We start from the raw sequence: 11,379 nt of genomic DNA, 5'->3' as shown, positions 1-11,379 counted from the left end.
CAGGGGCAGGGAGAACAGCCGATGTTGCACAGTGCGTCATCCAGTGGTTTGTCCATGCGCCCGTCGCGGGTCAGCGATGGGCCTTTTCTGCAGGGGCTCTACCAGTCGGCGCGCCCCGAACTGCAATGGATCGACGCCGACCCCGAGTTGATCGAGCAGGTGGTCGCCCAGCAGTTTCTCGTGCAGGAGCAGGGCATCGGCGAGCACTTCCCCAATGCCCTGCACTATGTGGTGGAAAAGCTCGACACCCCGATCGGGGTGCTCAGCGCTGATTTCGGCGCCCATGAAATTCGCGTGCTGTACCTGGCCTTCGTCCCCGCGGCCCGCGGCCAGGGGTTTGGCCGCACGGTGCTGCAGGGTGTGCAGCAGGCCGCCCGGCAATTGGGCTGCCCGGTGGCCACCGTGGTCTGGGCCAGCAATCCCCAGGCGCGCCAGCATTACCTGGCGCTGGGTTTTCGGGTCGAGGAAAGCACGTCGGCCGCCGAGCGGCTGGTGTGGTACCCGGGGCTCAGTTGAAGACGATGTTGAAGTAGCCCAGGGCCGGGTCTCGGCCGAGGGGCGGCTCGCGGGACACGAAGATCGCCTCGACCCGTCCCAGTTGTGGCAGTTCCAGGGCGCACAGGCCGTCGACGAATGGAGTCGGCTCCAGGCTGCGCAGCATCACGCTGAAAGGGATACGGGGATTTTCCGGCAGGCGCGCCTGTGGTCGCAGTTCGATGGATTGGACCTGTATCGGCAGCAGGCTGCCGTCGGGCAGTTGCAAGGGGCAGGTCTGGTGCAGCAATGCCTGGAAGTGTTGATCGCAAACCTGTAGCAGCATCGTTAGGCTCCGTTATGCGTGGCCGGTGCCGGGGCCTGCGGGCCCCGGCGCTCGCAGGTGGGTCAGTTGCGTGAAGGAAACAGGCCTTGCAGGGCGATGCTGAAATTCAGCGCCAGGAAGGGGTTCATGACCCCCAGCGGCAGGCTGCTGCCCGGGGTGCTCAGGGTTCCGCCAATGCTGTTGCTGACGCCTTTGAGGGCCACGGGCGCGGAGCCCGGCTGATCGGAATAGATCGCGGCCGAGGATGGCCCGGCCGCGGTGGAAGCACCGATGTAGGCGTTGGTGGCGGTGGGTGCGGTCACCGCGTTGCTGGGGGCGTTGGCCAGGTTGACGGTGGTGGTCACGGTCAGGTTGTTGGTGGGGATCGCCTGGGGCGGCAGGTTGCTGGTCAGGATGCTGACGTTTTCCGTTCCTGAGCTTTCGCCGATGACCCGGGGCGACAGGCCGAGGCCCGAACCCTGACCGATGGGCATCCGGCCCTGGAGGTTGGGCAGGCCGAAGTTGTTCTGGCCGTTGCCTCCGTAGTAGGTGCCCAGCAAGGCAAACAGCGCCTGATTCTGCGCCAACGACACGATCTGGCCGTTGCACAGGGCCCAGCCATTGGGGGCGAAGTTGAAGCCGAACATCTGGATGGTGCCAAGAAAGACTTCCATAGATCCTTATCCTTCCGCTGTGTTGAGTGAGGCGCACTGCCCGGTACAGGGACGCTGTCTGGCGTTCCCGGACCTGTCGTGCACCGACTGACAGCGTAGATGCTGTAGGCGACGGATGTTTCCTGTGGCGGCACAAGACCCGGACATGAGCCCGGGGTTCTGACCTACAATCAGCGCGTCATGGCCCCCCGAGCGGGTGCGGCGGTCGATTTCCAGAGGGTGGTGATGGGCGTTCCGAGTACAGAACAAGCAGCGAAGCAACTTTACCGTCAGCCAGTTGCGCGCTCGCAGCCACTGGCACAACTGCTGCGTGAGCCCTGGCTGGCGCCGTTGCTGCTGCTGGCCCTGGCGCTGCGTTGCTATGAGCTGACGGCGGCGGCGATCTGGGGCGACGAAGGCTCCAGCGTGCTGCTGGCCCAGCTACCGCTGGCGGGAATCTGGACCCATGCCGCCTACGATGTCCACCCGCCGCTGTATTTCTTCCTGCTGCATGCCTGGGTCGGCCTGTTTGGCGACTCGATCCTGTCGATCCGCCTGCTCAGTGCCGTGCCTGGGGTGATCTCGGTGTTTCTGGGCACCTGGCTGATGCAGCTGTTTGCCGGGCGGCGGGCCACGTTGCTGGCCTGCCTGCTGCTGGCGCTGTTGCCCACGGCGGTGCGCTACAGCCAGGAAGTGCGCATGTATTCGCTGTTGGGCGTGTGGCTGCTGGGGGCGACCCTGGCGCTGGCCTACTGGGTTCGCGCGCCGCAGCGCCCGCGTTACCTGGCGATCTATGTGCTGCTGATGGCGGCCGGTTTCTACACGCACTACTTCACCGCGTTCTGTGTGCTGGCACACTGGCTGTATCTGGCGCTGGCCCGGCCCGAGGCCGGCCCGCATTACCTGCGCCGGGGGCCCTGGTGGCTGGCCAACGTGGCCATCGTGCTGCTGTTCCTGCCCTGGCTGCCGGGCCTGATCGACCTGGTGCTGCACATGGACGAGTTGAAGGCCGCGGGCGATGTCGGCTGGGAACCGCCAGTCACCTTGCGTTCGCTGCCCGCGATGATCTGGCAATTGCTGGCCCAGGATGACGCTGAGGGCATGCCGTGGTGGCTGCTCATCAGCCTGCCGGGGCTGCTGGCGGCAGTGCTGGTGTATCTGCTCTGGCAGGACCGCAGCCGTTCGCGCTTTGCCACGCTGCTGGTGATCTACAGCGTTTTGCCCTTGCTGCTGGTATTTGCCGTGTCGTTCATTTCCCCGGTGTTCATCGAACGCTACCTGACGGTGCCGGCACTCGGGCTGCCCCTGTGCCTGGCGCTGGCCGTCGATTGGCTGGCGCAGCGCCATAAAACCCTGGCGGCGATGCTGTTGCTGGGGGTGCTTCTGGTGTCGGGGCTGGGCTTGAAGAACAACTACACGGTGGATGCCGACGATCAGTTCAACAACATGGTCGAGTACATGAACCAGCATTCCCGGCCCGGTGACCAGGTGGTGCTGGGCGACATGTTCTGGTACCTGACCTGGGGGTACTACGACCGCAGCCGCATTGCCCCGCGGCTGTATACGCCGCCGACCTCGGCCGGCGCCTCGACCCGGCCCAACCGTTACGGTTTCGGCACCTTGATCGAGGATGGCGCGGTGGTGTTTCTCGACCGCCTGGAGGATCTGCCTGCGGGCAATGGCCGGGTCTGGCTGGTGATGAGCCGGGTGGACCCCGACGAATTTCCGTCCATTCCCGGTACGTGGCGCAAGATTGACCAGCATGCGGGAGGCGATACCCAGGCGGTTTTATATGAGGTCTGTAATGCCTCTTGCAGTGGACGCTGAGAACGGGAGCCTTGAGCTAGAGCGGCGGGCTTGTGGATAAGTGCGTTTGGAGTCGTGTTTGCAGGGGTTTTCCGACTTAAAAACTCGGACATTGATATCAAAATACAACTAGTCGGAAATATTCTCTTACGCTACGCTTTGTCCTACAAAAGGACTTAGGTCGAGGGTGTAGGGATTGCACAATTTCCATTTCATCTCAGGTTTGCCGCGTTCAGGCTCGACCCTGCTCTCCGCCATCCTCCTGCAGAATCCACGTTTTCACGCCGGCATGAGCAGCCCGGTGGGCACCCTGTTCACCAGTGTGCTGGAGCAGTGCAGCGCCGGCAGCGAATTCGGCTCGGTGATCGACACCGCGATGCGCCGCCGCCTGTTGCGCGGCCTGTTCGAATCCTATTACGCCGACAAGTCCGAACAGTCGGTGATCTTCGACACCAATCGCCAATGGTCCGCGCGCCTGCCGGCCCTGATGGATCTGTTTCCCCAGTCCAAGGTCATTGCCTGCGTGCGCAATGTGGCCTGGGTCATGGACAGCCTGGAGCGGCTGTACCGCGCCAACCCCTTCGAGAACACCAAGCTGTTCAACGATGAAGTGGAGCGCAACACCGTCTACAGCCGCTGCGAGACGCTGGCCCAGCGCAACCGTCTGGTGGGCTTTGCCTGGACCGCCCTCAAGGAAGCCTATTACGGCGAGCAGGCCGGCTCCCTGCTGCTGGTGGACTACGACCTGCTGTCCCAGGCCCCCGAGCGGGTGCTGCGGCTGGTCTACGACTTTATCGGCGAGCCCTGGTTCGAGCATGACTTCGAGCATCTGGTCTATGACGCACCGGCGTTCGACCAGGCCCTGGGCGTGGCCGGCCTGCACCGGGTAAAACCCAGGGTGGCGCTGGAGTCGCGGCGGACCATCCTGCCGCCGGACCTGTTCGAAAAATACGCGGAGCTGTCGTTCTGGAACGATGGCTCGGCCAGTGCCGCGAACGTCATTCGGATGAAGACCCCGACCGCGAGCTGATCGCGGTTTTTTCAGTTCTGACAACCCAAGCAACCGTTGAACGCCAGAGCGTTCGAGAGCAGGTGAAACATGTGGTGGAACAAGCAGAAGGCCCGTGCGCAAGGTGTGACAACCCTGACTCCACCGCTGATCATTCCCCTCGAACCGCGCATGTTGTTCGACGGCGCCGTGGCCGCCACGGTGGCCGAGGCCGCGCAGCCGGCCAGCCATCCCACGACGGACGCGGCGAAGGCGCCGGCCACCGATCACGCCACCGCGCCCGCCGAGGCCCACCCGCAATCGGATGCCGCGCCCACCCCGGTGCCCGCGGCGGTCCCCGGCCAGTCGGTGGTGTTCATCGACTCTCGGGTCAAGGATTTCGACAGCCTGCTCAAGGGCGTTGCCCCAGGCACCCAGGTGGTGGAATTGCAGGCCGGCAAGGACGGCCTGCAGCAGATTGCCGATTACCTGGATACCCACCGGGGCGTGAGCACCGTGGAAATCGTGGCCCACGGCAACTCCGGCGACCTGTGGTTGGGTAATACCTATCTGTCGGCTGACAACGTCGCGGGTCGGGCCGATGTGCTGGCGCGTATTGGCAATGACATGAATGTCGGCGGCGATATTCTGATCTACGCCTGCAACACCGCCGCGGGCGACAAGGGCGTCAGCTTTGTCGATTCCCTGGCGCAGTACACCGGGCGCGATATCGCGGCCTCGACCAACCGCACCGGCCTGGGCGGTGACTGGACCCTGGAAATCGCCACCGGCAGTATCGAAAGCCGCAACGTGCTGTCGGCTGATGCCATGGCCGGGTATCAGTACGGCCTGGCCACGATCACGGTGAGCAACAATAGCGACAGTGGCGTCGGTTCCCTGCGCCAGGCCCTGAGCGATGCGGTCTCCGGGGACATCGTCACCTTCAATGCCGGGATGACGGTCAACCTCAACTCGCAGTTGATCATCACCAAGAACCTCACTGTCGATGGCGACTTGAACAACGACGGGGTCGCCGATGTAACCCTCAGCGGCCAGTACAAGACCCAGGTGATGAGGGTCAATTCCGGGGTCACCGCGACCCTGGACGGCCTGGTCATCACCCAGGGCCTGGTGTCCGGCAATGGCGCCAATGCCGGCGTCGACGGCTTGGCCGCGATGGGCGGTGGCCTCTTCAACGCCGGTAACCTGACCTTGAAAAACGTAACCGTGACCGCCAACGCGGCTTCCGGCGGCGGTGGCGGCGGCGGGGTCACGGCACCCTATGTCGGCGGTGCGGTGGGCGGTGGCGGTGGCGGTGGTGGTGCGATCGGTGGCGGGACCGGCGGCCATGGCGGTTCCTCAGGATTCGGTTCGGGGGTCTACGGCGGTACTGCCGGTAGCGTCAACCACGGTGGCAATGGCGGTGGCTATTCCCCCACCTACATGGGCGGCCGCGGTGGAAGCAGCACCGGTGGTGCCGGTGGTCTAGGCGCCGCCAACTACAGCAATGGCGGGGCGGGTGGCACGGCCAACAACGGCAGTCTGTCCATCGGTGGCGGCGGCGGTGGTTCCGGTTGGGACAAGCCCGGCCGGGCCGGTGCCTCGGCCGCGGGCGGTATCTACAACGCCAGTACCGGCACCCTGACGGTCGTCGGCACCTCGGTGATCTCCAACAACATCGGGGCGGGCGGCGGTGGCGGCGGTGGCGGTGGCCTGGGCGGTTCCGCCGATCCGGGCGGCGTGGGCGGCAAGGGCGTGGGTGCCATCTGGAACAAGGGCACCCTGCTGATGACCGCCGCCAACTTCGCCGCCATGACCGGTAATGCCGGCGGCAGCGGCTCTGGCGGCCCTGCCTCGGGCGGTGGCTCCATGGGTCTCACCCCGGCGGCGGTGGGCAATATCTACAACGATGGTGGCACCGTGAATACGGCTTATGCTCCGGCCCCGACCGCGACCATCGTGGTCAGCAACAGCAGCCAGCACATCGGCAGCACATCGCAGGTCACCATCACCTTCAACCAGGCGGTGACCGGCTTCACCAACGCCGACCTGACGGTGTCCAACGGCACCCTGAGCGCGGTCGCCAGCAGCGACGGCGGCACCACCTGGACCGCCACCTTCACCCCGAACGCCGGGGTCAGCAATGCCAGCAACCAGATCGTCCTGGACAACACAGGGGTCGCCAGTGCGTCGACAGGAACCGTCGGCAGCGGCACCACCTCGTCCAACAGTTTTGCCATCGACACTGTGCGGCCGACCGCTACCGTGGTGGTCGGCAGCCCCGCGCTGAATCTTGGTGGCACCTCGACCGTGAACATCACCTTCAGCGAAGCGGTCAGCGGTTTCACCCTGGCCGACCTGAGCGCGTCCAATGGCACCCTGAGCAACCTGACCACCGCCGACAATATCCACTGGACCGCGACCCTGACGCCGAGCGCCGGCAATACCAGCGCCGGTAACGTCATCACCCTGGACAACACCGGTTACACCGATACGGCCACCAATGCGGGCACCGGCGTCACCCTGTCCAACACTTATGCGGTGGACACCGTGCGGCCGACCGCGAGCATAGTGGTCAGCAACCCGGCGCTGAATATTGGCGGTACGTCCCTGGTGACCATCACGTTCAGCGAGGCCGTGACCGGCTTCACCACCGCTGACCTGACCGTGGCCGACGGTACCCTGAGCGGCCTGAGCAGCAGCGATGGCGGCATCACCTGGACCGCGACCCTGACGCCGAGCGCCGGGGTCAGCCATAGTGGCGACGTGATCAGCCTGAACAACGCCGGCGTGCAGGACCTGGCGGGCAACGCCGGCAGCGGCAGCACCAGCTCCAACAGCTACAGCGTCGACACCCAGCGACCCACCGCCAGTATCGTGTTCGCCAACCCCAACCTGGGCATCGGCCAGACCTCCCAGGTGACCATTACCTTCAACGAGGCGGTCACCGGCTTTACCAATGCCGACCTGACGGTGAGCAACGGTACCCTGAGCGCGGTGAGTTCTAGCGATGGCGGCGTCACCTGGATCGCCACCTTCACCCCGACGGCGAGCATCGTCAGCCCGAGCAACGTGATCACCCTGGACAACAGCGGCGTGCAGGACGCGGCGGGCAACACCGGCAGCGGTACCACCACGTCCAACAACGTGGCCATCGACGGCGTACGGCCGACCGCGACCATCGTGGTGGCGAACCCGGCGCTGAACCTGGGTTCCTCCTCGTTGGTGACCATCACCTTCAGCGAGGCGGTCAGCGGTTTCAGCAATGCCGACCTGACCCTCTCCAACGGCACCTTGAGCGCGGTCAGCAGCAATGACGGCGGGGTGACCTGGACCGCGACGTTCACCCCGACGTCGAACGTCACCAGCACCAGCAACCTGATCACCCTGGACAACACCGGCTACACCGACACGGCCGGCAACACCGGCACTGGCACCACGAGTTCGAACAATTACGCCATCGATACCCAGCGCCCGACCGCCACCATCGTGCTGGCCGACTCGACGCTGACGGCGGGTGAAACCTCGTTGGTGACCATCACTTTCTCGGAAGCCGTCAGCGGTTTCACCCTGGCCGATCTGAGCACTGGTCACGGCAGCCTGAGCGGCTTGAGCAGCAGCGACGGCGGCATTACCTGGACCGCCACCTTCACTCCGAACGGCAATACCCACAGCGCGACCAACGTCATCACCCTGGCCAACACCGGTATCGCCGACCTGGCCGGCAACGGCGGCCAGGGCACCACCAACTCGAGCAACTTCAGCGTCGACACCGTGCTCCCGTCGGCGACTATCGTGATCGCGACCCCGAACCTGAAAATCGGCGATACCGCCCTGGTTACCATCACCTTCGACCAGGCGGTCAGCGGCTTCAGCAACGCCGACCTGACGGTGCAAAACGGCACCCTGAGCGCAGTGAGCTCCATGGATGGCGGCATCACCTGGACCGCTACCTTCACCCCCAGCAGCAATCTCACCGATGCCACCAACCTGATCACCCTGGACAACAGCGGCGTGCAGGCGGCGGCTTCGGGTAACGTCGGCAGTGGCACCACCGACTCCAACAACTACAGCATCGACACCCAGCGCCCGACCGCCACCGTGGTCGTGGTCAACGACCATCTGGGTGTCGGCGGCTCGTCCCAGGTGACCATTACCTTCAGCGAGGCGGTCAGCGGCTTCTCCCTGGCCGACCTGACCACCGACAACGGCACGCTGAGCAACCTGTCCACCAGCGACAACATCACCTGGACCGCCACCCTGACCCCGGCGGCGGGCATCACCCAGGGCAACAACCACATCGTTCTGGACAATACCGGCGTTACCGACGTGGCCGGCAACGCCGGTTCGGGGACCACCAGTTCCAATGCCTACGTGGTCGACAGCGTGCGGCCGACGGCGAGCATAGTGGTTGCCAGCCCAAGCCTGACGATTGGCCAGACCACCCAGGTGACCATCACCTTCAGCGAGGCGGTCAGCGGTTTCGACAATAGCGACCTGAGCGTGCCCAACGGCACCTTGAGCGCGGTGAGCTCCAGCGATGGGGGCGTTACCTGGACCGCAACCTTCACGCCGAACGCCAACCTGCACGACACCACCAACATCATTAGCCTGAACAACACCGGCTATACCGACCTTGCGGGCAACACTGGCACTGGCGTGACCAACTCGGCCAACTTCAGCATCGATACCGTGCGGCCGACCGCGACCATAATCGTGGCGAACCCGGCCTTGAACGTGGGTTCCAGCTCGTTGGTGACCATCACCTTCAGCGAGGCGGTGAGCGGCTTCAGCAATGCCGACCTGAGTGTGGAAAACGGCACCCTGAGTGCGGTGAGCAGCAACGATGGCGGAGTCACCTGGACCGCCACCTTCACCCCGACCAGCAGTATCAGCGATGCCAGCAACCTGATCACCCTGGACAACAGCGGCGTGCAGAACGCTTCAGGCAATGCCGGTGCCGGGACTACCAATTCCAACAACTACAGCATCGATACCCAGCGGCCGACGGCGACCATCGTGGTGGCCAACGATCATCTGAACCTGGGAGGGACTTCCCAGGTGACCGTCACCTTTAGCGAAGCGGTGACGGGGTTCACCCTGGCTGATCTGAGCGCCGATAACGGTACCCTGAGCAACCTGTCCACCAGCGACAACATCACCTGGACCGCAACCCTGACTCCGGCAGCGGGAGTCACCCAGGGCAACAGGCATATCGTTCTGGACAACAGCGGCATTGCCGACGTGGCCGGCAACGCTGGCACGGGGACCACCAGTTCCAATGCCTACGTGGTCGACAGCGTGCGGCCGACGGCGAGCATAGTGGTTGCCAGCCCAAGCCTGACGATTGGCCAGACCACCCAGGTGACCATCACCTTCAGCGAGGCGGTCAGCGGTTTCGACAATAGCGACCTGAGCGTGCCCAACGGCACCTTGAGCGCGGTGAGCTCCAGCGATGGGGGCGTTACCTGGACCGCAACCTTCACGCCGAACGCCAACCTGCACGACACCACCAACATCATTAGCCTGAACAACACCGGCTATACCGACCTTGCGGGCAACACTGGCACTGGCGTGACCAACTCGGCCAACTTCAGCATCGATACCGTGCGGCCGACCGCGACCATAATCGTGGCGAACCCGGCCTTGAACGTGGGCTCCAGCTCGTTGGTGACCATCACCTTCAGCGAGGCGGTGAGCGGCTTCAGCAATGCCGACTTGAGCGTGGAAAACGGCACCCTGAGTGCGGTGAGCAGCAACGATGGCGGAGTCACCTGGACCGCCACCTTCACCCCGACCAGCAATATCAGCGATGCCAGCAACCTGATCACCCTGGACAACAGCGGCGTGCAGAACGCTTCAGGCAATGCCGGTGCCGGGACTACCAATTCCAACAACTACAGCATCGATACCCAGCGGCCGACGGCGACCATCGTGGTGGCCAACAGCAACCTGGGCATCGGCCAGACTTCCCAGGTGACCATCACCTTCAGCGAAGCGGTCAGCGGCTTCGACCTGTCGGACCTGAGCGTGGCCAACGGCGTGCTGTCCAACCTGGCCAGCAGCGACGGCGGCAAGACCTGGACCGCCACCCTGACGCCCACCGCCGCGATCTCCGATCCGACCAACCTGATCGTGCTCGACACCGCGCTGGTCAGCGATGCGGCGGGTAACACGGGCTCCGGGATCAGCATCTCCAACAACTATGTGGTCGACGGCGATCGGCCGACGGCCACCATCGTGGTCGCCAACCCCAGCCTCACGGCCGGCCAGACCACCACCGTGACCTTCACCTTCAGCGAAAAAGTCAGCGGTTTCGACCTGTCGGACCTGAGCGTGGCCAATGGCGTGCTGTCCAACCTGGCCAGCAGCGACGGCGGCAAGACCTGGACCGCGACCCTGACGCCCACGGCGAACCTCAACGACCCAAGCAACTTCATCACCCTGGACACCAGCCTGGTGACCGACCTGGCAGGCAATGCCGGCACGGGTTATGCCAACTCCAACAACTACGCGGTCAACACCATAGCCCTGACGGGCGACCCGCAATTTCGCGTGACCGAGCCGGCGCGGCCCCAGGACCAGCCGAATGTGCCCCTGCAGCCCATTGTCTTTGGCCCGCCCGGCGGCGACCTGGGTTCGCCCATCGGCTTCCCGCCGCTGTTCGAGCAACGGGAGTCCGGCGGCGGCCTGCCGCCACTGGGCAACATCTTCATCCGCAATGGCGGGCTGGCTCCCAGCTTCATCGCACAGGTGTTCAGCAACGAAAACGCCAGCGATGGCAATGGCAGCGGGTTCCTCGGCTTCGGGGGCGGCGACGGTGGGGTGTTCGGCAGCAGCACCTTGTCCGGGCTGTTCAGCCGCGAAGCAGCGAGCGACAACTCGGCCCACGGTGCGTTCGAGCGCTCCTCCGGCAAAGGCTTGGGCGACGCGAGCCAGGGCCTGCGCGGAGTATTTGGCGCGCCCACGCTGGGCCAGCAGTTGCAACAACTCAAAGACACCGAGCAGAAACAGCTGCATGAACTAGCCTGGGCATTGGAACAGGTCGGTATCAGCGAAATATCGGCCTGAGATCAATTTGAAGTCAGCGCCGGCCCGGGCCGGCGCTTATAAAAAGCAAGCAGGACACAGGG

6 protein-coding genes are annotated in these 11,379 nt (G+C 64.6%); 4 read left to right on the top strand and 2 right to left on the bottom strand.

The window, feature by feature from the left end; translation table 11 throughout:
* The first annotated feature begins 21 nt into the window (after positions 1 to 21).
* Complete coding sequence (locus LXM55_RS30765) at positions 22 to 516, top strand: GNAT family N-acetyltransferase (protein WP_233323875.1); 495 nt, start codon at positions 22 to 24, stop codon at positions 514 to 516.
* Here the strand turns inward: LXM55_RS30765 and LXM55_RS30760 are convergent.
* The gene (locus tag LXM55_RS30760; RefSeq protein ID WP_233323874.1) at positions 509 to 820 is read right to left on the bottom strand and encodes a DUF6916 family protein; all 312 of its coding nucleotides are present in this window, start codon (positions 818 to 820) and stop codon (positions 509 to 511) included. The genes LXM55_RS30765 and LXM55_RS30760 overlap by 8 nt on opposite strands.
* A 62-nt stretch (positions 821 to 882) precedes the next feature.
* Positions 883 to 1,473, bottom strand: coding sequence for a phage tail protein (locus LXM55_RS30755; RefSeq protein ID WP_233323873.1), 591 nt, complete (start codon positions 1,471 to 1,473; stop codon positions 883 to 885).
* 225 nt (positions 1,474 to 1,698) lie between these two features.
* Between LXM55_RS30755 and LXM55_RS30750 the strand changes: the two genes are divergently transcribed.
* From LXM55_RS30750 to LXM55_RS30740, 3 genes are all read left to right on the top strand, one after another.
* Positions 1,699 to 3,279 carry a glycosyltransferase family 39 protein gene (locus tag LXM55_RS30750; RefSeq protein ID WP_233323872.1) on the top strand — a complete coding sequence of 527 codons (1,581 nt, stop codon included), beginning with the start codon at positions 1,699 to 1,701 and terminating at the stop codon, positions 3,277 to 3,279.
* Between the two features lie 175 nt (positions 3,280 to 3,454).
* Positions 3,455 to 4,288: a sulfotransferase family protein gene (locus tag LXM55_RS30745; RefSeq protein WP_233323871.1), complete on the top strand. Its 834-nt coding sequence runs from the start codon at positions 3,455 to 3,457 to the stop codon at positions 4,286 to 4,288.
* Between the two features lie 69 nt (positions 4,289 to 4,357).
* Positions 4,358 to 11,317, top strand: a complete 6,960-nt coding sequence (locus LXM55_RS30740) for an Ig-like domain-containing protein (protein WP_233323870.1) — start codon at positions 4,358 to 4,360, stop codon at positions 11,315 to 11,317.
* Positions 11,318 to 11,379 lie beyond the last annotated feature (62 nt).

The sequence above is a fragment of the Pseudomonas sp. Au-Pse12 genome, assembly GCF_021341665.1.
Taxonomy (GTDB): domain Bacteria; phylum Pseudomonadota; class Gammaproteobacteria; order Pseudomonadales; family Pseudomonadaceae; genus Aquipseudomonas.
The sequence above is the reverse complement of the archived record's forward strand: the minus strand, read 5'-3'. Positions and strand labels throughout refer to the sequence as shown.